Genomic DNA, 24,118 nt, shown 5'->3' with positions numbered 1-24,118 from the left:
TACTAGTCTGGGAATATCATGAGCAAAGATCCCATTTCGATGACATTCATAGACTCGAGCGGCAAACCTCGTTCGGCCGTCCAAGACGCCATCATGCGGGGCGTCGGTGTGCAGCGGCCGCTAGTCCTTGCATATCTCAAGCGATTGCGCGCGAAACATCCCCAGGCATCTGCGGCCGAACTGGCCAAGATCGTTGAACGCGATTATTTGGTCGTGGTCACCGGCTCTGGAGCGGCCGTCGGAGGTACCGCAGCGGTACCGGCGGTAGGTACCGCCGTAGCGCTGGGGCTCTCATTGGCCGCCACGATCGGGTTCCTGGAAGCCTCTGCGCTTTATGCGCAGTCCTTGGCCGAGCTTCATGGCATTGCCATTGACGACCCGGACCGATCGCGCCTGCTGGTTATGGGTGTGTTGATGGGCGAAGAAGGCAGCTCGATGATTTCGGCACTGACCAGTCAGGCGGCCGGCCGCGGCTCCGGACCGGTAAAGGGCTGGGCAAGATCCTTTGGCTCGAACAAGTCAACGAGCCTGATGGCCACGGCGCAGAAGAGCTTGCAGAAGAAGTTCATTCGCAAGATCGTTGGCACCCAAGGAGCCAGCATGCTTGGCCGGCTGGTGCCTTTCGGCATCGGAGCAGTCATTGGCGGGGCCGGCAACCGCTACCTGGCCAAGCGGGTTATCGAAAACGCGGCCGTGGCCTTCGAGGGAATCGACACCGTGGCGCCAAGCCAGCTTGAGCTGGATGACCCGGATATTATCGACACCGATATTGTGGAGAAACCGCGTAAGCGTAAATAGTCCGAAACTGAAAAACAACCGCAGGATGTTTCACATGAAACATCCTGCGGTTGTTTTTCTTTCTGCGGCGGAAGCTGCTGGGCGGCGGCTATTGCGAGGTAGCTGCCGGTTTGCCCTTCCGGGAAGTTCCGGCGATCAATGCCAGGGCAATGACAGAGAGCAGGACAACAAGTCCGGCGTAGCCGTAGGTGACGTTCATCAATCCGTGGATTGGGATCAGCAGTCCACCGATCAATGTTGGCAGGCCGAAGGCTAGGTAGCTCACCAGATATACCGAGGAGAGCGTGCCGCCGCGTTGCAGCGCGGGAACGTGCTCCACGATGGTCCGAAGCCCACCTTGAAAGGCGCCGCCCAAGCCGATGCCGCCGATGATGCTGGAAATGAAATAGATCGCCGTGTTTTCCGTGTAAACAGCTAGTACGAGCCCGCCCGATCCAACGATCAGCGAGATGCATCCAAGGGTCATGACCTTCAAGGCGTCGAACCGGAAGGTGACGGCGCCGAGCACCGCACTCGCGCCGGTCAGCGCAAAGATGGCTAAACCGCTCAGGGTTGGTGCTTGAATATTCATCAACGTTTTGGTGATGCTCGCGCCCAATCCCAGATACATTCCAACCAGCGCCCAGCTGGCGAGCAATGCGCCGACTGCGACGAGGAATTCGCGGCGCACCTCCTTGGGGATCATCACCGAGGGGATGAGCGAACGCAATACACCGTGACGGCGTGGGTGGCGCTCCTTGAGCAAGCTCGCCGGAATCAGCGCCAGGATCAACAATGCGGCGACCGCCAGATAAGGGATCTGGAAGGGGTATGGTGCGAACTGCACGAGAATGCCACTGAGCAGGGCGCCGAGGCCGATTGCCGCAGGTGGCACGGCGCCGTTGAGCATGGCGACGGTCCGGTGGCGCGAGGCGGGGGAGTAATCGAGCAAGGCTGCGCCCAGGGTGCCGAACCCGAGGCCCGAGGCAATGCCCTGCAAGATCCGGGCGATCAGCAGTGCATTCAGCGAATCAGCGAATGCCATGACGAGCATCGAAGCCGCGGCGATCAGCAACGCGCTAAAGGCGACGGGACGGCGTCCAATATGATCGGACAGTGCCCCGCAGGTCAGCAGGGTGACCAGCAAACCGAAGATATATACGGCGAAGACGCTGCTGACTTCAAGGGAAGACAGTCCCCATTGCTCGGAGTACAGCGGGAAGATCGGTGACGGCGTGCCGGAGTGCGCTGCGATGAGGCAAAGGCCAATGAGTGCGGTGCTGAAGCCGAGCTTGTCGGCGACGTAATTGTTGGCGTGTGCCACGAGATCTCTTCTGTGTTGTAGCGAATGGGGCGTGTTCGTGATGCATCTAGGGCTGGTCAGCCAATAATCCGCGCACGGACCAGCGGACGGTTTCTTCAATGGAGGCCAGATCAACGCTTTCACTCTCGCGCATCAGCCGGAACACCGCTGCGCCGAAGGCCACGTCCATGGCAACGTCGATATCCAGGCCTTCGGCCAACTGGCCCGAAGCGAGTGCGCGCGCAAAGAGGGGTTTGAGAGTTTTGCGCCGCGGAGCTAGATAAAACTGCTCGAAATACGCGGCACCGTGCGGTTCCAGGGAGCAGGCGGCCAGCAGCTGAAAGAATACGCGCCCGCTTTGCACGCTGTGGAAGGTCAGCGATTCGACCGTGCAGTCGATGAGATTCGCCAAGGGGTCTCCATCGGTGGGGATCTTCAGCGCTTGGGCGGCAACACGTCCGAAAGCTTCGGCAACGATTGCATTCTTGGTGGGCCAGTGCTTGTACAGCGTCGCGGTGCTGACACCTGAATGCTCGGCGATGCGCTCAATCGAAATCCCGCGGAAGCCCGCGTCGCGGAGTAGTTCATTGGTGGAGTCCAAGACCTTATGATGGGTTGCCACGCTGCGTGGGCGGGTACTAACCGGCAAAATTCCATCATTCATGGCGATTCCTAAACTAAAGTGTCACTTTACTTTAGCAACGTTCATTTGGTTTCAAGGATCGCAGGTACAAAAAGTCCGAGCGGCTCCTTGCAAAAGGAGCCGCTCGGCAAGGCGGGATTCTGTCCAGGCGATCTAACGGGCGGCGCTCTGCGCCATAACCCGTTCCAGGGTGGCAATCGATCCCTGGGAATGCAGGGATTCGAGGGTCTCCAGATATGGCTTGGTGAACCGTTCATCGTTGATGATGTCGCCAAACAGGTCCCGCTGGCGCAGGAATGCCAAGGGGTCTTCGCTGTGCTTCGCCGCGGCGGCGGAGACTTCCTGAGCCAGACGGTCAACGATCTGGATCGGCTCGCCCATTTCATCGGTGCCCTCGGCATAGCGTGCCCAGCTGGCCACGATGGCGGCCGAAAGGCGCACGTCGCGATCGGCGGCGAGGTTTTCGCGGACCACCGGCATGAGCCACTTGGGGATGCGATCCGAGGAGTCCGCGCAAAGCCGCGCAATCGTGTCGGCCACGTGCTCGTTGCGGTACCGCTCGATCAGCTTGTCCTGATAGGCGGCCAGGTCCACGCCGGGCAAGGCCGCCAGCGTAGGCTGCGCCTCGGTGCGCATGTAGCGCAGCAAGAATTGGGCGAAGAGCTCATTGCGTGCCGCATCATGCACCGCGCGGTATCCGGCCAGATGGCCGAAATAGCACAGGCCCTGATGGGTGGCATTGAGCAGACGCAACTTCATCAGTTCAAAAGGCACCACATCTGCAACTACCTGGACTCCGACCTGCTCGAATTCCGGGCGGCCAGATACGAACTTGTCCTCCAGCGCCCACTGCACGAAGTCTTCGCACACTACCGGCCAGGCATCTTCGATGCCATAGCGCTCGGTCACGTCGCGCCGATCAGCGTCCGTGGTGACCGGGGTGATGCGGTCGACCATCGAGTTGGGAAACGGAACATTTGCCTGCACCCAGGTGCCGAATTCTGCATCCAGCGCGGTGGCGAAGGCGCCAAACATCTTATGCGCCACCTCGCCGTTGCCTTGGATGTTGTCACAACTCATGACGGTAAAAGGCGCGAGACCACGTTCGCGGCGAAGCTTCAGCCCCGCACTGATCAGGCCGAAGGTGGTTTTCGGGTTTTCCGGATCGGCCAGATCCGCGGCGATGGCGCGGTTCTGCAGGTCGAATTCCCCGGTGACCGGGTTGACGTTGTATCCGCCCTCGGTGACGGTCAGTGACACGATGCGGATCGCCGGATCTGCCAGCTTCTCGATAGCCGCACGGGTGTCATCCGGAGCGTACAGGTAATCGACAATTGAACCGATGACCCGCACCTCACGGCTGCCGTCCGGATTCTTGACTACCAGGGTATATAGTCCGTCGCTGTCGCTGAGCGTATCGCGCATGTGCGTGTCCGAGGGCATGATTCCCATGCCGCAGATACCCCAGTCGAGGGCTCGGCCCTGGTTCATGAGCCGATCGAGATACATGGCCTGATGGGCGCGGTGGAATCCGCCGACGCCGAAGTGGACGATTCCAGCGGAAACCTTGCTGCGGTCATAGGCCGGTACCTGTACCTCTGGCGGGATTTCTGCCAGCGTCTGATTAGAGAGTTTCATGAATTCGCAGTCTCCTTATGGGGGAAATGTCAGTTGCTCAAGCGGTCGCCTTAGGCGACGCGCTGCGGGGCGGGGGTGGGAACGCCGTTGAATCCGGGTTGGGTTCCGCGCAGCAAGTGCGACATCAGCGCCGCGACCAAGTACAGCGCGGCGAACAGATACACCATTCCTGCGGCGCCCAGGGTGGTGTAGAGCAAGGCGACCAGCAACGGTCCGGCGAAGACCGCGGCACCGATGCCAAGGTTGTAGGAAGCCATCGCGGCTCCTGGATGCTCCGGCGCCAGCGAGACGGCGATGGCCGAAAGCGGCACGAACCCGGCCAAGCCGATGCCGAAGACCGCGCCGATCAGCAAGGCCAGCAGATAAGCGTGTTCGATCCCGTTGTCGACCGCCCAAGCGGGCACCAGATAGAGCCCCGCCATGGACAGCGCACAGAGCACCGCGCCGAACCAGACCACGGTCTTTGACCAGCCCAGCTTGTCGCCCAGGGCCCCGAAGAAGAGGTTGAAGGGAATATTCACCGCGTAGATCACCGTGGTCAGGATCAAGAACTGGCCTACGCTCCAGCCGAAGCGATCCACGAACAAGGCAGGGAAGAAGACCGCCATGCCATAGGTGGGCACCGAATTGATGGTGCGGGTGAGCATCACCATCAACGCCTTGCGGTCGCTCACCAACAGGCGAAGCCCGAAGCTCATGGTCTTCCACACCTGCTCCGGGTTATCCACCAGCGGGGCGCGCCCGGTTTTCTCCTTGACGCCGAGCAACGCCACCGCGGCACCGAGGACCACCAGTGCCAGCGAGATCCAAAGGGTCTGGTAATAGTTCAGCCCGAAGATTTCCAACGAGGCGGTCGCGGTCAGCGCGCCGAGCGTGGGCAGGCCGGCGCTGAAGGCCACGTAGAACCAGCCGATGGCAACCGCGAGGCGCTTGGCGTTGGCGGTTGCGGAGATCCAGACGAGGAAGCCGTAGGCGAAGAAGGGGTAGCCGAAGCCGCGCAGTCCGTAGGCGATGAAGACCAGCACCACGTTGGAGGAGTTCAGCGCGACGAGCAGGAAGAACAGCTCGAAGGCCACCCAGATTCCGGCGCCAATGAGCATCACCTTGCGCGGGCCCCACAGGTCCGAGAGCGAGGCGGAAAGGAATGCGGCAATGGCCACCGCGACACCGTAGATGGTGATCAGGGTTCCGGCCAGCGGAATGGAGAAGCCGTGTTCGCCGGTCAGGTAGGGCGTGAGGATATTGGTTTCCACGCCGTCGCCGATCATGAACAGGGTCAAGCCGATGAAACCCCATAAAAGCGGGCGCGGAAGTCCCATGCGGTCTAGCAGCCCGGTGCCGCCCCTGGCTGTCGGGGGTGCACTTGGGTTCGAGGGTTCCGAGATCATGGCGCTCCTTTGCGTGGGGCATTGCTGCCGCTCGTGATTTCACTAATCTAACACCAAATAAACAAATTCAACAGATTTTCTGTTAAATATTGTTTGGATCATGATGTTTTGAGAGTGCGAGCACAGCATCTATCATCGGAGGTGTGAGAAATGATGAACTTGCCGAAGGGAGATCCGCAGTGATGCGATCCAGTGGGCTGCCTCCGGAGAGCCGCCGCGACGAGCTGACCAGCTACGTCAATCAGGTCCACACCGCGCGCGTGGAAGCTATGGCCGACGCCTTCGGGGTCAGCGCCATGACCATCCATCGTGACCTGGACGTCCTCGCGGGCGAGGGGCGCCTCGAACGCATCCGCGGCGGCGCACGAGCGATCACCGCGCGGCTGGCCGAACGCGACGTGCGGCTGCGCCGCCATCTCAACGCGCGCACCAAGCAACGGCTCGCCCGCACCGCAGCCGAGCTCATCGAGCCCGGCACGGTCATTGCCCTGGACGACTCCACCACCGTCGGCGAGCTGGGGCCGCATCTGGAAAGCCGCCGGCCCTCCACGGTCATTACCCACTCGCTGGCACTGATGAACACCGTGTCGGCCCAGTCGTCCATCGCCTTGGTGGGGTTGGGCGGCCAATACTATGCAGAAACCGATTCATTCCTCGGCTCGGTGGTAGTCGAGCAGGCTCAACGGCTCACCGCAGATGCGGTGTTCGTCTCGACCACCGCGGTCAAAAATCAGGCATTGCTGCACCCGGATGCCGAAGCGGCGCTGACCAAACGCGCCTTGCTGAAAACCGGTGGCCGGAAAATTTTGATCGTTGACTCAAGCAAATTTGAGGGCACCGGGCTCTATCACGTGATGGGATTGGACGAATTCGATGACATCGTCATCGATGACCAGCTAGCTCCCGAGCTCTTGGCCCTGCTGAAGTCGCTAAACCTCAATATCCACCTCGCCGCTAGCTCACCGAAGGATTAGCCATGCCATCGACCTATGTCTTGGGAATCGACTCGTCGACTCAATCGTGCAAAGCGCTGCTCGTTGATGCGCAGACCGGTGAGGTCAAAGCCTCCGGGCGCGCGCCCCACCCTGGCGGGACCCAAGTCGATCCGGCCAAGTGGATTGAGGCCCTTGAAGCCAGCACAGCAGGACTGCTCGAGCGGGCATCCGCGCTCTCGATCGCCGGCCAGCAGCACGGCATGGTTGCCCTGGATGAGCATGGTGCTCCGGTGCGCGCCGCCATGCTGTGGAATGACATTTCCTCCGCCGGGCAGGCGCGGGACCTGATCGGAGAGCTTGGCGGAGAGCAGGGGTGCGCGCAACTTGTAGGCAGCGTGATGGTCGCATCGCTGACCGCCTCGAAACTGCGTTGGCTGCGCGAAAACGAGCCGGAAAATGCGAACCGCACCACCCGGGTTCTGCTGCCGCACGACTACCTGACCTGGCATCTAGGCGGCCGCAAGGAAGCGACCACCGACCACGGAGACGCCTCGGGCACCGGATACTACTCGACCGCGCAGCGTCGTTTCCTGCCCGAGGTGGCGCGCCGGGCACTGGGCAAGCCGGTGGCATTGCCGCGGCTCGCGGCGGCAAATGAAATAGTCGGCGAAACTTCTGCGGGCCTCAAAATTGCGGCCGGCACCGGAGACAATATGGCCGCCTCGCTGGGACTGGATCTGCAGCCCGGGGACGTGTGCGTCTCCATGGGAACCTCGGGGGTAGCCTCCGCGGTGGTGGATCACAGCGTTCACGATGGCACCGGGATGGTGAGCGGGTTTGTGGATGCCACAAATAGGTACCTGCCGCTGGCCTGCACCCTCAACGGCGCTCCGGTACTAGATTTTGGTGCCCGGCTGCTCGGTGTGGGCCAAAAAGAATTCTCTGACCTTGCGCTGGCCGCGGAGCCCGGCTCCGGGGGAGCGGTGCTGCTTCCGTACTTCGGCGGAGAACGCACCCCGAACCGGCCCGACTCGACGGGACTGATGCATGGCCTGCGCACCTCGACCACCCGTGAACAGATCGCCCGTGCCTACGTTGAAGGATTGCTGTGCTCCATGAAGGACGCGGTCGCTGCCCTCGAAGAAGCCACCGGCGTAGCAACCCGGCGAATCCTGCTGATCGGCGGTGGCGCGCAGTCCGAAGCGGTGCGCCGCATCGCGCCGCAGATCTTTGGCGTCGCGGTAGATGTTCCGCAGACTGCCGAATATGTGGCGTTGGGTGCCGCGCGGCAGGCCGCCTGGGCGCTGAGCGGAGAAAAAGAACCACCGGTCTGGAACGTCGCGGCGTCCACCCGCTATCAGGGTGAACCGCGTCCCGAGATCTATGCGCGCTATGTGGATACCCGGGATGCAACCGCGGGGTGGAACTAACCGGAGGGCACGGCCGCATTTGGGCCCTTTGCGGCGTAGGCCGGGCGTCGCTTGTGCAGCGCCAGGAAGCACAGGGTGCCTCCTGCGATACCCCAGAAGGGCGAGACGATTCCCAGCGGCGCCACCCCGGACGCGGTGATGATCAGGGTGCAGACCGCGGCCTCCGCCGCTCCGCTGGCCGGGCCGTCAAACATATCCTGCATGGATCCCTGCATGGCCGGAAGCAGGGCCACGCCCGCGACAGCGATGACCAGCTCGGCCGGGACCGCCGCAAAAAGCTGCAAAAAAGTCTGGCTGAACAGCCCGAAGAAGATGAAAAACGCACCGCAAGAAATGCCCGCGACGTAGCGTCGCGCCGGATCCCGGTGGGCTTGGGCGGAGGTGCAGATCCCTGCGGTAATTGCTGCAAGGTTGATCGCATGCGAGCCGAAGGGGGCGAAAAGGATGCTCGCAAGCGAGCCCCCGCTGAGCAGGAGCCGATCATTTGGCCGGTAATTGCTGCTGCGAAGCATGGTCAGGCCCGGACCGTTTTGTCCTGCCATGGTCACGATCAGCAGCGGAAGGGAAATGCCCATGATGGCGGAGAGCGAAAATGCCGGAACCGTGAATACCGGAGAGGTGAGCATGAACGATAGCGGTGCGTTCGAAATCTGGCCAGAACCTGCCGCAAGCGCGATGCCGGCGCAGAGCGCTACCGGGACCGCATAGCCCGGCGACCAGCGGCGGGCCAAGAAGTAGGCGGCCACTAGGCCGCCGGCGATCAGCGGTGAATCAAGGACCGCCTGAACCACCTCCATCACAAAGGGCAGCAGCACCCCGGCGAGAACCGCGGCCAAGACCGGTTTTGGCACGCGGGCCAGCAGCCATCCCAGCAACCCGCTGAGGCTCAAGAGCAGCCCAAGCAGCCCGGCAACGATATACGCGCCGATGGCTTCGGAATAGCTGTAGTCGCCGAGGACCGTCAGCAAGAGGGCGGCTCCCGGCACGGACCATGCGACGATAATTGGTTGGCGAGTGAACAGGCTGAGCAGCAAGCCGGTGATTCCGCTGCCGACCGAGACCGCCCATACCCAGGAACTGCTCTGCGCCTCGCTGAGCCCGGCGCGCTGTGCTGCTTGCAGTATCACCAGCATCGGGCCGGCGTACGACACGGCCATGGCGATGAATCCGGCGCAAATTGCGGAGAAGGAAATGTCATTTCCGAGCCTGCGCAACCCACGCGGTTGGACCGCTTTTTCTTCTGGCATGACCTGGCTCCCGTTTCGCTGACCGCAACGTCTGCCCACGTTACGCAGGTCACAGGTGAACGGCAAATACTTAAAATACCGCCATTGATATGCAAAAACTCATGGTTCCGATGCCTAGGCTAAGCCTAGGCAGATGCCTAGTGTGACGGCGCGCACAGCCTGACAGGATTGAGTTCTTGAATGGCCGCCTCGAGCGGTTGCGCCCTCCCGGGCCCCATATGAAGGATGGAGCAAAGCACATCATGACCGAGACTTTGAACGCCGTATCAGAGGTGCTCGACAACGCGCTTGTCGACAGCCCAGAGACCGGCGTATACCGTACCAACCGAAACATTTTCACCGACGAAGAAGTTTTCGAGCTGGAAATGAAGCACATCTGGGAGGGCAACTGGGTTTACCTGGCCCACGAATCCCAGATCCCCAACATTGGTGACTACTTCACCACCAACATCGGCCGTCAGCCGATCATCATTTCGCGCAATAAGCAGGATGAGCTGAACGCCATCATCAACGCGTGCAGCCACCGCGGCGCGATGCTCTGCCGCCGCAAGACCGATAACCGCACCACCTTCACTTGCCCGTTCCACGGTTGGACCTTCAACAACTCGGGCAAGCTGCTCAAGGTCAAGGATTCCCGTGGCGCCGGCTACCCGGAGCAGTTCAACAAGGACGGCTCGCACGATCTGACCAAGGTCGCCCGTTTCGAGAACTACCGCGGCTTCCTCTTCGGCTCGCTGAACGCCGACGTCCTACCCCTTCAAGAGCACCTGGGCGAAGCGGCGAAGATCATCGACATGATCGTGGACCAGTCCGAGGAAGGCCTCGAGGTGCTGCGCGGCTCCTCCACCTACACCTACGACGGCAACTGGAAGCTGCAGGCGGAAAACGGCGCCGACGGCTACCATGTTTCGGCGACCCACTGGAACTACGCCGCCACCCAGGCCCGGCGCAGCGCCGGCGAATCGACCAACGACACCAAGACCATGGATGCCGGCGGCTGGGACAAGCAGGAAGGCGGCTTCTACTCATTCGACAACGGCCACCTGCTGCTGTGGACCGAATGGCTGGACGCCGCAAACCGTCCGCTGGCCGAGAAGCGCGATGAGCTGGTCGCCAAATACGGCGAGGCCAAGGCCGACTGGATGATCGGTGTCTCGCGCAACCTCTGCCTGTACCCGAACGTGTACCTGATGGACCAGTTCTCCTCGCAGATCCGCGTGTTCCGCCCGGTGGCCGTGGACAAGACCGAGGTCACCATCTACTGCATCGCACCCAAGGGCGAGTCCGACACCGCACGCGCCAACCGCATCCGCCAGTACGAGGACTTCTTCAACGCCTCGGGCATGGCCACCCCGGATGACCTGGAAGAATTCCGCTCCTGCCAGAAGACCTACATGGCCACCGCGGCCAAGTGGAACGACATGAGCCGCGGCTCGGCGCACCAGATCACCGGCGCCGACGAGAACGCGAAGAAGATCGGCCTGGAGCCCATCGCCTCCGGTGCGCGCACCGAGGACGAGGGCCTGTACCCGATCCAGCATGGCTACTGGCTGGACACCATGCGCAAGGCGCTGGCCGCCGAACTCGAAACCAAGAACTAAGGCCGAAGGGAAAGCCACATGAGCACCATTGCATTGACCGAGGCCAAAACCAGCAACGGCACCGTCACCACCGGGGACGTCGAGCAGTTCCTCTACCAGGAAGCCCGCTTCCTGGATGACCGCGACTTCGACCGCTGGATCGACTGCTACCACCCGGAGGCGACCTTCTGGATGCCGGCATGGGCCGATGACGACAAGCTCACCGAGGACCCGCAGCGCGAGATCTCGCTGATCTACTACGCAAACCGCGGTGGCCTGGAAGACCGCGTCTTCCGCATCAAGACCGACCGCTCCTCGGCCACCAGCCTGCCGGAACCGCGCACCGGGCACAACATCACCAACGTGGAGATCGTTGCCGTGGATGGCGACAAGGTTGAGGTCCGCTTCAACTGGTTCACGCTGTACTACCGCTACCAGAACGTCGACACCTACTTCGGCAACTCCTTCTACACCATCGACTACTCCGGCACCCAGCCGGTGATCACCGCGAAGAAGGTAGTGCTGAAGAACGACTTCATCCACCACGTGGTGGATATCTACCACATCTAATTCGGCCGCATTAGCCAAGCCGACCTGCGCTGCGCCGGGCGTCAGCCCGGCGCAGCGCAGCAAAGAACTTACTGCTGCCCCACCAGCACAATTTTGAAATGAGCACCCTTATGACTTACCAGGTCGCCTTAGCTTTTGAAGACGGGATCACCCGCTTCATTAAAGTAGGCCCCCGCGAAACCGTCGCCGATGCCTCCTACAAGGCCCGGATCAACATCCCCCTTGACTGCCGCGACGGCGCCTGCGGCACCTGCAAGTCCTTCTGCGAATCGGGCAAATTCGACGGCGGCGACTACATCGAGGAAGCGCTGACCGACGACGAAGCCGAAAAGGGATTCTGCCTGCCCTGCCAGATGGTCCCCGAATCCGACCTCGTGCTGCAGATCCCGACCACCTCGGATGTGGCCAAGACCGCCGCGACCGTCTTCGAGTCGACGCTGACCGAGATCCGCCGCATCTCCGAGACCACCTACGCCTTCAGCCTAGAGGTCGACAAGCGCGAAGAGTTGTCCTTCCTGCCCGGCCAGTACGTGAACATCGAGGTTCCCGGATCCGGCGGCCAGACCCGCTCGTACTCCTTCAGCTCGGGACCAGAGGTCCAGACCGTCTCCTTCCTGATCCGCATCACCGACGGCGGGCTAATGTCCACCTACATGCGCGATACCGCGCAGGTCGGGGACCGGCTCACCTTCACCGGCCCGATGGGCAGCTTCTTCCTGCGCGAACCCAAGCGCCAGTCCCTGCTGCTGGCCGGCGGCACCGGGCTGGCCCCGCTGCTGTCCATCCTGGAAAAGCTGGTCGGCATGGAAAACCCGCACCCGGTCCACCTGATCTACGGCGTGAACACCGATACCGATCTGGTCGAGCTGGACGTGCTCGAAGCCTATACCTCGCGTATCGCGGGCTTCAGCTTCGATACCGTGGTCGGCGACCCGAACAGCGCCGCGGAAAAGAAGGGTTATGTCACCAACCACTTCGAGCCGCAGCACCTGGCCGAGGGCGACGTGGACATCTACCTCTGCGGTCCGCCACCGATGGTTGAGGGCGTGCGCCGCCACCTGGACGGCGAAGGAATCAAGCCGCAGAACTTCTACTTCGAGAAGTTCGCCCTGGCCGTCGTGCCGGAGGCCGCACCGGCAGCGGAAGCCGCGGCGCCGGTGGCCGAGGCCGCCGAGGCGCCAGCAGCCGGCTACGAAATCGGCGAGGAGCACGCAACCTTCGGCGCCCAGTTCGATGCCCGCATGGCCCTTGAACTGGCAATTGTGGAACTGACCATGGGCAAGCTGACCGACGGCCAGCTAGGTGAATTCAAGGTCCTCGCGGAGCTTGCGGGCAAGACCCTGGACGGCGAAAAGTTCGTCAACGCCGCCGAATTCACCGTCACCAACGACGCCTTCCACGAGTTCCTGTTCACCTGCGTCGGCAACGAGCACCTGCTCCAGGCCTACACCCGCCTGGAGGTTCCGGCGCTCATGGCAAAGGTGCTGCGCCAGGAGCACTGGATCGACGGTGCGGTGGACGCCGACCACTTCGCCATCGTCGCGGCCTTCGAGCAGCAGGACATCGCGGCGGCCCGGGCGGCGATCATCTCGCACAACGAGCACGCCAAGGCCACCATGGCCGCGGCCTCGCAGGAACAAAGCTAATGAGCGCGGACAACGCCCCGGCCAACGAGACCGCAGCCGCCGGATACCCCGAGTCCTTCCACCCCGGGCGCTTCGCCGGCCAGGTCGTCATGGTCACCGGCGCTGCCCAGGGCATCGGCTGGTCCGTGGCCCGGCGCATCGCCGCCGAGGGAGGGGAACTGGTTCTGGTTGACCGCGCCGGGCTGATCCACGACGTCGCCGAGGGCTTGCGCGCCCACGGCGCGCATGCGCTGAGCGTGACCGCAGACCTCGAAACCTACGCGGGTGCGCTGGCCGCGGTGACCGCGGCAATGGATGAATTCGGCCGGATCGATGTGCTCATCAACAACGTCGGCGGGACCATCTGGGCCAAGCCGTACGAGCACTACGCGCCGGAAGAAATCAGCAAGGAAATCCAGCGTTCGCTCTTCCCGACCCTGTGGATGTGCCGTGCGGCCTTCGAGGAAATGGTCAAGGCCGGGTCCGGCACCATCGTGAACGTTTCCTCGGTGGCCACCCGCGGGGTGAACCGGGTGCCCTATGCGGCGGCCAAGGGCGGGGTCAAGGCGATCACCTCGGCCCTGGCCATGGAAGGGGCCGCCCACGGAATCCGTGTGGTGGCTACCGCCCCGGGCGGCACCGAAGCCCCTGAGCGGGTAGTCAAGCGCGGCCCGGCGCCCACCGGCGAACAGGAAAAAGCCTGGTACCAGAGCATTGTGGACCAGACGGTCGATTCCACGTTGCTCAAGCGCTACGGAACCCTGGACGAACAGTCCGCGCCGATTGTGTTCTTGGCCTCTGACGAAGCCTCCTACATCACCGGAGCCACCCTGGCGGTGGCCGGCGGAGACCTCGGCTAGCCAACGCGCCAGAAATCAATGATCGCTTGCAGGCGGCGGGATCCCCGCCGCCTGTGTGCCCTCCAAAACCCGCCGCCCGACGATCTTTCGGGCCACGGTTCCCACGCCGCGCCCTCGCGCCGCGGTATTTCCCAGTGCCTCGATACCCGCACGATGACGTGCGCCCGGGCCAATGAAAATGGAGCAACTCGTGAAAACTTCGGAAGCAAGCAGCAACAGGAAACAGCAAAGCACGGTCCGCTGGGTCGTGGCCATCGCCACCATGGCGCTGATCTTCGACGGATATGACCTGGTCGTCTACGGAACCATCGTTCCGCTGCTGCTGGGCGATCCGACGCAGCTCGGAGAGGTCACCCCGACCACCGCCGGCGCGCTGGGCAGCTGGGCTTTGGCCGGCATGATGGTCGGCGCGCTGGTTGCCGGCGCCATCGGCGACTACCTGGGCCGGCGCAAGATCATGATCACCGGAATCATCTGGTTCTCCGTGGCCATGGGCCTGACCGCCCTGACCAACGACGTCACCGCCTTCGGCGCCCTGCGCTTCGCCACCGGAATCGGGGTGGGCGCACTGGTGGCCACCGCCGGCGCGGTGGTCGCCGAGTTCGCCCCCAAGGGCAAGCGCAATTTCTACAACGCGATCGTCTACTCCGGTGTTCCCGTAGGCGGCGTACTGGCCTCCCTGCTGGCCATCATCCTGCTCGACGCCATCGGCTGGCGCGGACTGTTCCTGATCGGCGCGACGCCGTTGCTCTTCCTGCTCCCGATGGCCCTGGTCAAGCTCCCCGAATCCCCCGAATGGCTGATGGCCCGCGGCCGCACCGCGGAAGCCGAACGCGTCTCGATCCGCACCGGTGTCCCGATTCACATGCTGGTACCCGTTGCCGGAAAAGCCGAAGCCGCGCCCGCAGAGAACAAGATCGGGTTCCGTGCGCTGGCCTCCAAGAAGTACGCGTTCCCGACCCTGCTGCTCGGATTCATGAGCTTCACCGGCCTGATGCTGACCTATGGGCTGAACACCTGGTTGCCGCAGATCATGTCGCAGTTCGGCTATGGCAAGGACTTCGCGCTCACCTTCCTGCTGGTCTTCAACGCCGGCGCGATCTTCGGCGGGCTGATCGCCTCCGTTGGCGCCGACCGGTTCGGCGTGAAGCGCACCGTGTTCACCACCTTCTTCCTCGCCGCTCTCGCCATGGTGCTGCTGACCATGCACCTGCCGCTGGGCATCCTGCTGGCGCTGGTTGCCGTGGCCGGCGTCGGAACCATCGGCACCCAGGTGCTGATCTACGGATTTGTGTCTAATTTCTACAACAGCGCCGCCCGCGGCGCCGGGGTGGCCTGGTGCGCCGGGTTCGGCCGTTTGGGCGGCATCTTCGGACCGTTGTTCGGCGGGCTGCTGATGGCGGCAGGTGTGGAAAACCATGTTGCTTTCTATGTCTTCTCCGGGGTTGCTATCGTTGGTGCATTGATCACCCTCGGCGTTCCGCTGCGCAATTCCGAGATCACCGCCAAGCAGCGGCCCGCGCGGGTCGAACTCGCAACCGCGGACGCAGAGAAGTAGAGACGCATCGAGAAACAACTCGGCAACGCTGAAAGGTCGGTGAACGCATAAATGAGCCAACAAGTTGCCCAGGATGCGCTCGCCGACCTGCTGCGTGAAGTGCAGCAGCAGCGCAGCGCCCTGGCCGTCCTGCAAGGACCGCAAGGAAGCGGCAAAAGCACCGTGATAAAGCAACTGCTGCGTCGTTCCAACATGGCCTCGGTTACCGTAGTCACCGCCTCGCGCTGGGAATCCAGGCACCCCGGCGCGGCTCTGGGACCACTGCTGGAACGCGGCAAGCCCGGGCCAAGCGAAGATCTTGGCCCCGCGTTGCTGGAATACCTGCGCGCGGACCAGGAGCAAACCCGGGTGCTGGTCATCGAAAATGCGCAATGGGCAGATGCCGCAAGCTTCGAGGCGGTGCGCTACGCCTGGCGCCGGTTGCAGACCGAACGCGTACTTATCGTCCTGGTCCTGCGCGACCAAGACATCGCGATGCTTCCCGCCGAAACACGTGAGTTCTTGGGCGACACCGATCTAAAGGTCTTGCACGTTGACGTGCCGACGGCGGCCCAGGCCCGCGAAATCGTCTCTACCCGGCTGGGAATCGAGCTGCCGTCCATGGCGGCCGAGCATCTGATGCGCTACACACAAGGCAATCTGCATGCGGTTCTCGAATTGGCACAGGAAAACCCGGAACAAAGCTGGGAACAGTGGGATCGTTGGCCGCCGGCGCCGCGAGCATTGTCGCTGCATATCAAGCAGCTGCTCGACGAATTGGAGCCGCGCGCCCGCGGGCTTGTTGAGGCGGCCGCGGTGCTTGGACGCCAAGCTCGGATTGACCTCATTGTCAGGCTTGCCAAGGAAGACTCCCCGCTGGCCTACATCCAGCAGATTGTTGATGCCTCGCTGGCGCGAACCCAGGGGCATAGCGGCAAGGTGCGGCTGGGTTTTGACAGCGAGCTGACCCAGATGGCCGTCTATCATCAGATTCCGTTGAGCGCCCGCATTCGGCTGCACGCGGCAGCTGCCGAGATTGCCGAAGACCGCGGGGTCGTATTGGGCCATCGAGCCGACGCGAGCCTCTTGCCGGATATCGGGCTTTCGCGCGAATTGGAGGCCTACGCGGTGGCCCAGGGGCAGCGCGGTGAGTGGTCCTCGGCCGCAACCGCGTTCTTCCGCGCCATGCATTTGACACCTGAGCCCGCGCAACGCGAGGCATTGCTGCTCAAGGCGGTAGACGCGGTGGTTGCCGCCGGAGAGATTCCGCGGGCGCTGACCTTTTCCCACCAGCTGGCAAGTTTGGGAAGCAGCGCCGAACGCGACGTGCTTTCGGGGTACATTGCCATCCTCCAGGGCCGGGCGCAGACCGCCAACCGCTGGTTGACCAGCGCCTGGCAGAGTGCGGTGCGCCTGCAGCTCGGCGACACGATGGCGGTTATTTCGCAACGCCGCGTGCTGCATTCCCTGTGCCAGCTCGAGGGCGCAAAAATTCTTGAATGGGCCGAACAATCACTGCGCCTGGCGCAGGCAGGCAGCCCGCAGGCCATCGAAAGCGCAGCCATCCAGGGCCTTGGCCTGGCGATGATGGGCCGCAGGGAGGAAGGCGAACGGGCATTGCTCGAGTTGCTGGGCAAGCTTCCCACCGGCGCCCAGCGGCAACGCGCCGAGATGTCCCTCGGCTGGGTGTATTTGGCAAGCGGGCGGATCGAGCTGGCCCGCCACGAACTGGCGGCAGCCAGTTCCACCGACTTCAGCGAGGGCTCGCTGCGAATCTCGTTGTGGGCCAAGGCCTGGCTGGCCCGCGCCGAATTCCTCGTGGGCGACTGGGACCAGGCGCTGGAGACGGTCCGTGGGGCGCAAGCGATCCAGGAACGCTTCGGGATTCAGGTGCAGCGACCGCTGATCCAGTACACGGCGGTGCAGATTCATGCGCTGCGGGGAAACACGGAACTTGTCGAGGTCCACCTGGCCAAATCGTGGGTGCGAGTGGGCAGCTACCAGGTGATGGAGGTGCCGTATCGCATGGCGCGGGCCGAAGCCGCGCGCGCCCAGGCCAATCACGAGGAAGTGCTGCTGGCCCTGGAACCCATACTTCGCCTTGACCGCAGCCAGGGTATCGACGAGCCAGGCTTCTGGACTTGGCAAGACATGTATGCCGAAGCGCTGATTCGCAGCGAGCGGCTGGAGGAAGCCGAAGAATTCATCGCCCCCTTGCTGGATGCCGCGATGAAGGCCGGGCACAATAACGGCATCGGCGCCTTCCTCGGGGTGCGCGGCATGCTGTTGGCGGCCTTGGGGGACATCGATGCGGCGCGAGAAGTCTTCGAGCAGGCGCTGCTTCGCCTTCAGGGCGTTGGCACCGCCTATCACCGGGCACGGATCGATTTTGCCTACGGGCAGTGCTTGCGGCGCGCGGGAAAGCGGGCGGACTGCGTTGCCCCGCTAACCCGGGCGCTGTCGATCTTCACGCACCTGGACGCCACCGTCTACGTTGAACGCTGCACCCGCGAACTGCAGGCGAGCGGCATTGGCATGGCACGCCGCGAACCGATGGACTGGTCGACGCTGACCGCTCAGGAGCAGGCGGTCGCCAAGCTCGTCTGCGAGGGCGCAAGCAACCGCCGAGTGGCCGAGGAGCTGTTTGTCAGCACCAAGACGGTGCAATATCACCTGACAAAAATCTACGCGAAGCTTGCGGTATCCACGCGGACCGAACTTGCCGCGCTGACTCGCGAGGGTTTTGAGCACTAGGTTGCCCGTCGCAAGGCACGGCAGCAATCGGCGAGAATAGTTTCATGCCAAAGCTCATCGACATCGTCACCTTTCACGAACCGCCTGTTCCTGCCGGGCAATCGGCGTACCTTCCGGGGGCCGGCCCATCACCGGAGATTGAGATAGCCGATTGGAACGATGCCTGGCCGGAGCAGTTCCAGCTGCTTGCCGAACGGGTCCGGGAGGCCCTTGGCTGGCGGGCATTGGCTATCGAACATGTTGGTTCGACCTCGGTACGCGGACTCCCGGCCAAGCCAATTATCGACATTGATCTGATCGTGGCCGATCCAAATGACGAGCGTTCGTATGTTCCCGCGCTTCAGCGCGCGGGTTTCGAGCTGCGGGTGCGGGAACCTTGGTGGTTTGGGCATCGGTTCCTGCGCCACGTCGACCCGGCCTGCAATCTCCACGTTTTCGGCTTTGACAGTCCCGAGACGATCAAGCATCGGATCTTCCGCGATTGGCTCCGAGCGAACCCAAGCGATCGGGAACTCTACGCCAATGCCAAGCGAAAAGCGTCAGACTTGTCACGGGATGCCGGCGAGCACTCCATGCAGTACAACGCACGCAAGGAAGCGGTCATCAGAGAGATCTACCAACGGGCGTTTATCGCCATGGGGCTCATCGAGGCTCCGCCTGGGCAATAATCGCGGCTACCGGGCACCGGGTGCGTGCGCGCTACTGGAGCGGCAACCGCAGAGAATCCTTAGTCGTTCTCGGGCATCCAGCCGGTCCAGGCCCAGTGGTTCTGGGGTTCCCGAGTGCCGGTAGCGGGCCATGCAACGGTTCCGGACTGGAATTCTACGGCAGGGTTGAGCAGTGTTGAGGCAGTCATGATGCGCTCCCATGGGTCGTTTGCTGCAGGGGTGGATCCGAAGGCGTGCGGTCTACTGCCGAGGCGTTGACCAGGGCGGCAAGCGCAATGTTCGTTGTACGACAACGGCGGGGTGCCCAGCAGTGTTGCCGGGAGCCCCGCCGTGAGGTGGCGCTAAGACCTACTTGACTGGGTCAAGCACGAAATCGTAGGTGACCTGCTTGCCGTCGCCGGACTGCGCTGGCTGCAGGTCGAGCATCAATTCTGGCTTCACCGCGGTGGCGATGTCGTCATCGTTGTGCGCGTCGCCCGGGAAGTACAGCTGCGCGGTGAGCAGCTCGTGGCCCTCGGCCGAGACCTTCAGGTGCAGGTGGGCCGGACGCCAGGCGTGCCAACCGGCGGCGGCGATCAGCTGGCCGCAGGCGCCATCGGTAGGGATCTGGTACGGGGCTGGCTGCATGGTGTTGATCTGGAAGTTGCCTTCCGCATCGGCGATGAAGCTGCCGCGCAGGTTCCACTCCGGGATGCCTGGAGCGAACTGCGAGTAGAAGCCTTCTTCATCTGCGTGCCACAGCTCGATCTTCGCGTTCTTCAGCGCGCTGCCGTCGGTGGAGCGGACCTGGCCCTGGAAGAGCAGGCTGGTGCCCTTCTCGTCTTCGCGCATCGCGATGGTGGCAGGGGAAGCCTGCTCCGGTGCATTTGGCACGTAGTAAGGTCCCTCGATGGAACCCTTGTTGCCTTCGCGGTGGTCGGTAGCGACCTCTTCCACCGAGTGCTCCAGCCACACGTCCAGGAACAGCGGCCATTCGCCATCGTCGCCGACCTTGATCAGCCAAGCCTTGAGGGCGTTGAACTCGTCGTAGCTCACGCGCTCTTCGAGGATGATGTCGTTTGCGGCCTTGACTAGCTTGCTCGCCAAGAGGTTCACGCGCTCAACGGACGTCTCGATCGCGGCGAGCTTGCCGGAGCTGCGGAAGCTGTCGGTAGCGGCATTGCCTGACTTGGCTGCTGTTGCGTCTGCTGGAGTTTCGGCGGTCATGATGACTCCCTTGTCTTTGTGTGGTGTGGCTGCTGGGGATTCATATTGTGACCCCCATCATCCTGTGCGATTGATATTCAATGTAGTGCAGGGTCTATAGCGAGTAAAATACTTATTTCCCGCACACTGAGACTGTTTGCCTATCAATACTTGTGAGCTGGCGTACGGGCCGGCGGTAGGCTCTCAAAAAGCCTCTAGCTCAGTGAATTCGGGTGTTTAGCCAGCGGAGTGACCTTGATTTTCATGTGCGCGTACATCGGGAAGCCGCTGAGGATCTGGTGAAGCTCGTCATTTGACTCGACGTTGAACAGCGAGTGGTTCGCGTACTCTCCGACGATGCGCCACAGGCCTTGCATCTTGCCGCTTTGCTGCAGCTGTGCCGAATAGGCCTTCTCGCGGACCTGGAAGTCGGTGACTTCTTCGGCCGTGAGGTATGCCGGGAAAGTTACGTCCATACGTGCAAGGAACAACATGGGTTCTCCTAAAAATCGGGTGGGGTACTGCTAGTCCTGGCGGTAGTGCGCCAGCTTGGTTTCGTCGATGGCGGCACCGACGCCTGGAACGTTGCGCACCGAAATGCGGCCATCCTTGATAACCAGCGGATCGGCAAGCAGGTCATCGGTCATGTCCAGGAAGTTTGACAGCTCGCCGGCCTTGCGGGTGGTCGCTTGGTGGGCGGCGCCGAAGGTGACGGTGGCCAGCGAACCGACCTGCGTATCTATCTGGTTGCCCATGGTGACGTCCACGCCCAACCCGGTGCACAGGCCCAGGATCTCGGTGGCTTCGGTGAAGCCCGAGCGTGCGGTTTTGATGCAGATCGCATTGGCGCCGCCAGAGAGCAGCTCGCGCGAGACATCACCGGCGGTTGGCACCGATTCATCGGCGACAATCGGGATCGGGGAGTGCTCGACGAGGCGGCGCCGGCTCATGGCTTCCTTGGCGTCGCAAGGTTCTTCGAGCATCGTCAGCCCGAGCCCCTCGGTCTGACGCAGAACTTCCATGGCCTCGTTGGCGGTCCAGCCGCGGTTGGCGTCGAGGTAAATCTCAACGTTTTCGCCCAAGCCCTCGCGCAAAACCCGGCAAGCCTCGATATCCAGCGCCAAGGGGCGTCGCCCCACCTTGAGCTTGAAGGTGGTGATTCCGTACTCTTCGCCGAAGCGCAGCGCTTCGTCGAGCAAATCCTGGGCCGGGCGGAAACCAAGCATGTGCGAGACCCGCATCGAATCGGTGAAGCCGCCCAGGAGCTTGTGCACCGGGGTATTGGCGGCCTGGCCGATGGCGTCCCAGATGGCGATGTCCAGCGCGCCCTTGGCCACCTGATTGTGGATGGTGCGCTCCATGACCTGGCGGATCTTTTCCCGGTCGAAGATGTCCAACCCGATCACCTGGGGGCCGAAGATGTCCTGCACGATAGTTCGGATCGAGGTCTGGGTTTCACCGTAGGTATACGGGCGAGGCGGCGCGTCGGCGGTGCCGATGATCCCCTCGTCGGTGTGCACGCGAACCAGCACGTGGTCCGCCGTATGTACCTCGCCGCTGGCGAAACGCAAGGGATGGGTATAGGGGATTGCGTAGGGAATCGCTTCGATGCGCGCAATTTTCATTCGGAATTTCCTTCCACGGAGGTCAAGGCGGTGCAAAGTTTCAAGAAGTTCTGGACCAGGGGCGCCTGATTGCCGGCCTTCCACGCCACCGCAAGATCCACGGCCGGTGCGTTGCACAGCGGACGGAAGACGATCCGTTCACTGTGCGGCAGGTAATTGGAGGTCGGAACCATGCCGATTCCCAGGCCCGCCGCGATGAAAGTGAGCAAGGTCGAGGTTTCGCGGGCCACCTGCGCGGTGCGCGGGATGAACCCGGCATTGCGGCAGGTCTCAACGAAGATGGTGTTGACCGCCGAAGCGGTGGGATAGCAGATGAAGTCCTCGGTGCGCAGTTCGGCGATATCGATCTCTTCGTGCGAAGCCAGCCGGTGCCCGGCCGGCAGGGCGACGGCGAGCAGGTCCTTCTCCAAAAGGGAGTATTCGACCTCCTCGTTGTGCACAGGAGGGCGCAGGATCGCGATATCGAGCCGGCCTTCGGCGAGGGCTTCTTCCATTTCCGGGGTGAGCATTTCCCCCTGGACGTTCAACTGCAGCCCCGGCATGTGCTCGCTGGTCGCGGCAATGACCTGCGGCATGATGCGGTAGGTGGCGCTGCCGGTGGAGCCCAAGCGCAACACGCCGCTGGCCCCGGCGCCCACGGTGCGCACGTCACGAGCCAGCTGCTGGTGCTCTTCGAGCAGCGCCCGGGCGCGGGTGAGCAGGAGCTCTCCGGCAGGGGTGAGATCCACCTTGCGGGTGGTGCGGATGAAAAGCTGGGTCCCCAGTTGCTCTTCGAGCTGCTTGATCTGCTGCGAGAGCGGGGGCTGGGCCATATGCAGCCGTTCGGCAGCGCGGCCGAAATGGCGTTCTTCGGCAACTGCGACGAAGTAGCGTAAAAGTCTGGTTTCCATGGATGCTCCGATCGTCGATCCGCGCTGAAGGCTGTAGCGACGTTCATGGCAACTCTAGCCAGCCGGTTCGATAGTGAGAAATACTTATTCAACAGTTATTGAGACTGCTTGAATACTAATCTCTCGTCGACCCGATGGAAAGATGCATCGATGCGTGTGACGAACGGAAGAATTGGCAGGTCAGCTTGAAAAAGCCAAAATCAGCTCTCCGGCAGAGAAAATGACCACCCCGGCCAGCGCACCGATCACGGTTCCGTTGATTCGAATGAACTGCAGATCCCGGCCCACCTGCAGCTCGAGTTTCTCGCTGGCCTCGGCAGGATCCCAAGCCTGGACCGTGTCGCTGACCAATCCGGCCAGCGCCGCCCCATGCCGTGCAACTAGCGCGGCAACGCCATCGATGGCCCGGCCCTCCAAATTTGCGCGCAGCAGCGTATCGCTTTGCAGCCGCTCGCCAAAGGTGGCGATCGCCGAACGGAGCGCGGTGCGCAAGGGCGAGGCCGGGTCCTGCAGGGAACCGATCAGCCCGGCCTTCAGCGAAGCCCAGCCACGTATTGCCAGCTCACGCAGCTGTTGATCGCCGAGCAGCGAGTGCTTGAATCCCTCAACCTTGGCGATGGTTTCCGGATCGTGCTGCATTGCCACGGTGAATTCCGCCAACCAGCCGGTGAGCGCCAGCCGCAGCGGATGGCGCTTATTTCCGGCCACCGCGAAAAGCAATCCACGCAATTCCTGATGAACCTTTTGCGCCAGCATCTCGTCGACCAAACGCGGAACCCATGAGGGGGAGCGCCCGGAAACTACCTCGAGGAAAACCTCCGGATGCTCCGCCACCCAGGAACCTGCCCGCTCCGCGAGCAATTCGACCGCGGCCTCATGGTGCCCGTCGTCTATGAGTTTCTGGCCGAGCGTGCCTAAGGTCGTGGACCATTCGGGAGCGACCATGTAATCGGTGGCCAGCACCTGCAGCACCGTGAGCACCTGCTCATCGTCCAAGGACTTCAAGGCACCGATCGCCGCGGCGGAAACCTGTGCCGTCGTGGCTTCGGCCCCCTTGCCGCTGGAGAGGTATCCGCCCGCGCGCAGGCCCAGATCCGCCTGGCGCAATTTGGCTGAGATGACCTCCGGAGTGAGGAAATTTTGCTGGACGAAGTCGCCTAGCGAGGCGCCCAGCTCGGCCTTCTTCCGTTGAATCAAGTTGGTATGCGGGATCTTCAGGCCGAGGGGATGCCGGAAAAGCGCGGTCACCGCAAACCAATCGGCGACGGCGCCCACCATGCCGCCCTCTGCGGCCGCCTTCAGGTAGCTAAGCCCGGGGACAAGCTCCTGGAACAGCACGCTGATGATGAACAGGGCGCACATCAACAAGAAGAGCAGGGTAGCTACTCGTTTCATCCCTCGTAGGTCTTCGGCGCGCTGATCGAGAAGTTCTGGCATGCGCCCCACTTTACCCAGTGCGCGGC

General features: G+C 62.7%; 21 protein-coding genes. 10 read left to right on the top strand and 11 right to left on the bottom strand.

Translation table 11 applies throughout. From position 1 onward, the window contains the following. Positions 1-39 precede the first annotated feature (39 nt). Positions 40-798, top strand: coding sequence for a hypothetical protein (locus CQ019_RS12315; RefSeq protein WP_258137311.1), 759 nt, complete (start codon positions 40-42; stop codon positions 796-798). Positions 799-886: 88 nt separating this feature from the next. On the opposite strand, the gene CQ019_RS12310 is transcribed toward CQ019_RS12315, so the two are convergent. From CQ019_RS12310 to CQ019_RS12295, 4 genes are all read right to left on the bottom strand, one after another. After that, entirely contained in the window at positions 887-2,101 is a 1,215-nt protein-coding gene (locus CQ019_RS12310) for an MFS transporter (protein ID WP_181148458.1), read from the bottom strand. A gap of 46 nt (positions 2,102-2,147) precedes the next feature. Continuing rightward, positions 2,148-2,744, bottom strand: coding sequence for a TetR/AcrR family transcriptional regulator (locus tag CQ019_RS12305; RefSeq protein WP_105553606.1), 597 nt, complete (start codon positions 2,742-2,744; stop codon positions 2,148-2,150). Between the two features lie 132 nt (positions 2,745-2,876). Further along, on the bottom strand, positions 2,877-4,361 hold the full coding sequence (locus CQ019_RS12300; protein WP_105553605.1) for a mannitol dehydrogenase family protein: 1,485 nt from the start codon (positions 4,359-4,361) through the stop codon (positions 2,877-2,879). 50 nt (positions 4,362-4,411) lie between these two features. Then, positions 4,412-5,749, bottom strand: a complete 1,338-nt coding sequence (locus tag CQ019_RS12295; RefSeq protein WP_105553604.1) for an MFS transporter — start codon at positions 5,747-5,749, stop codon at positions 4,412-4,414. 182 nt (positions 5,750-5,931) lie between these two features. Here CQ019_RS12295 and CQ019_RS12290 point away from each other — a divergent pair, with 182 nt between their 5' ends. Together CQ019_RS12290 and xylB are read left to right on the top strand one after the other, a co-directional pair. Further along, positions 5,932-6,723, top strand: coding sequence for a DeoR/GlpR family DNA-binding transcription regulator (locus CQ019_RS12290; RefSeq protein ID WP_105553603.1), 792 nt, complete (start codon positions 5,932-5,934; stop codon positions 6,721-6,723). 2 nt (positions 6,724-6,725) lie between these two features. Next, the gene (gene xylB, locus CQ019_RS12285; RefSeq protein WP_105569803.1) at positions 6,726-8,114 is read left to right on the top strand and encodes a xylulokinase; all 1,389 of its coding nucleotides are present in this window, start codon (positions 6,726-6,728) and stop codon (positions 8,112-8,114) included. On the opposite strand, the gene CQ019_RS12280 is transcribed toward xylB, so the two are convergent. Then, complete coding sequence (locus tag CQ019_RS12280) at positions 8,111-9,361, bottom strand: benzoate/H(+) symporter BenE family transporter (protein WP_105569802.1); 1,251 nt, start codon at positions 9,359-9,361, stop codon at positions 8,111-8,113. The two genes, xylB and CQ019_RS12280, sit on opposite strands and share 4 nt — an antisense overlap. Before the next feature lie 242 nt (positions 9,362-9,603). On the opposite strand from CQ019_RS12280, the gene benA reads away from it, so the two are divergent. The 7 genes from benA (at position 9,604) to CQ019_RS12245 (ending at position 18,955) form a co-directional block, all read left to right on the top strand. Beyond that, positions 9,604-10,962, top strand: a complete 1,359-nt coding sequence (gene benA, locus CQ019_RS12275) for a benzoate 1,2-dioxygenase large subunit (RefSeq protein ID WP_105553600.1) — start codon at positions 9,604-9,606, stop codon at positions 10,960-10,962. A gap of 18 nt (positions 10,963-10,980) precedes the next feature. Continuing rightward, positions 10,981-11,511, top strand: coding sequence for a benzoate 1,2-dioxygenase small subunit (benB, locus tag CQ019_RS12270; protein WP_105553599.1), 531 nt, complete (start codon positions 10,981-10,983; stop codon positions 11,509-11,511). Positions 11,512-11,609: 98 nt separating this feature from the next. Beyond that, positions 11,610-13,157: a benzoate 1,2-dioxygenase electron transfer component BenC gene (gene benC / locus CQ019_RS12265; protein ID WP_258133580.1), complete on the top strand. Its 1,548-nt coding sequence runs from the start codon at positions 11,610-11,612 to the stop codon at positions 13,155-13,157. Then, complete coding sequence (locus CQ019_RS12260; RefSeq protein ID WP_105553597.1) at positions 13,157-13,996, top strand: 1,6-dihydroxycyclohexa-2,4-diene-1-carboxylate dehydrogenase; 840 nt, start codon at positions 13,157-13,159, stop codon at positions 13,994-13,996. Before benC ends, CQ019_RS12260 begins: the two co-directional genes overlap by 1 nt. A gap of 190 nt (positions 13,997-14,186) precedes the next feature. After that, complete coding sequence (locus CQ019_RS12255) at positions 14,187-15,554, top strand: aromatic acid/H+ symport family MFS transporter (RefSeq protein WP_258133579.1); 1,368 nt, start codon at positions 14,187-14,189, stop codon at positions 15,552-15,554. A gap of 51 nt (positions 15,555-15,605) precedes the next feature. Then, positions 15,606-18,287 carry a LuxR family transcriptional regulator gene (locus tag CQ019_RS12250; RefSeq protein ID WP_105553595.1) on the top strand — a complete coding sequence of 894 codons (2,682 nt, stop codon included), beginning with the start codon at positions 15,606-15,608 and terminating at the stop codon, positions 18,285-18,287. 44 nt (positions 18,288-18,331) lie between these two features. After that, on the top strand, positions 18,332-18,955 hold the full coding sequence (locus tag CQ019_RS12245) for a GrpB family protein (protein ID WP_105569801.1): 624 nt from the start codon (positions 18,332-18,334) through the stop codon (positions 18,953-18,955). Between the two features lie 59 nt (positions 18,956-19,014). Here CQ019_RS12245 and CQ019_RS18770 read toward each other — a convergent pair whose 3' ends face one another. From CQ019_RS18770 to CQ019_RS12220, 6 genes are all read right to left on the bottom strand, one after another. Continuing rightward, positions 19,015-19,143 carry a hypothetical protein gene (locus CQ019_RS18770; protein WP_258133578.1) on the bottom strand — a complete coding sequence of 43 codons (129 nt, stop codon included), beginning with the start codon at positions 19,141-19,143 and terminating at the stop codon, positions 19,015-19,017. A 160-nt stretch (positions 19,144-19,303) separates the two neighbouring features. Then, entirely contained in the window at positions 19,304-20,161 is an 858-nt protein-coding gene (gene catA / locus CQ019_RS12240) for a catechol 1,2-dioxygenase (RefSeq protein ID WP_105553593.1), read from the bottom strand. Between the two features lie 194 nt (positions 20,162-20,355). Beyond that, positions 20,356-20,634 carry a muconolactone Delta-isomerase family protein gene (locus CQ019_RS12235; RefSeq protein WP_096285854.1) on the bottom strand — a complete coding sequence of 93 codons (279 nt, stop codon included), beginning with the start codon at positions 20,632-20,634 and terminating at the stop codon, positions 20,356-20,358. Between the two features lie 30 nt (positions 20,635-20,664). Then, entirely contained in the window at positions 20,665-21,765 is a 1,101-nt protein-coding gene (locus CQ019_RS12230; RefSeq protein WP_105553592.1) for a mandelate racemase/muconate lactonizing enzyme family protein, read from the bottom strand. Then, entirely contained in the window at positions 21,762-22,655 is an 894-nt protein-coding gene (locus CQ019_RS12225; protein WP_105569800.1) for a LysR substrate-binding domain-containing protein, read from the bottom strand. The genes CQ019_RS12230 and CQ019_RS12225 overlap by 4 nt, the downstream gene beginning before the upstream one ends. A 180-nt stretch (positions 22,656-22,835) precedes the next feature. Continuing rightward, positions 22,836-24,092: a DUF445 domain-containing protein gene (locus CQ019_RS12220; RefSeq protein ID WP_181148456.1), complete on the bottom strand. Its 1,257-nt coding sequence runs from the start codon at positions 24,090-24,092 to the stop codon at positions 22,836-22,838. Positions 24,093-24,118 lie beyond the last annotated feature (26 nt).

Source organism: Arthrobacter sp. MYb229, assembly GCF_002975405.1.
Classification (GTDB): Bacteria; Actinomycetota; Actinomycetes; order Actinomycetales; family Micrococcaceae; genus Glutamicibacter.
The sequence above is the reverse complement of the archived record's forward strand: the minus strand, read 5'-3'. Positions and strand labels throughout refer to the sequence as shown.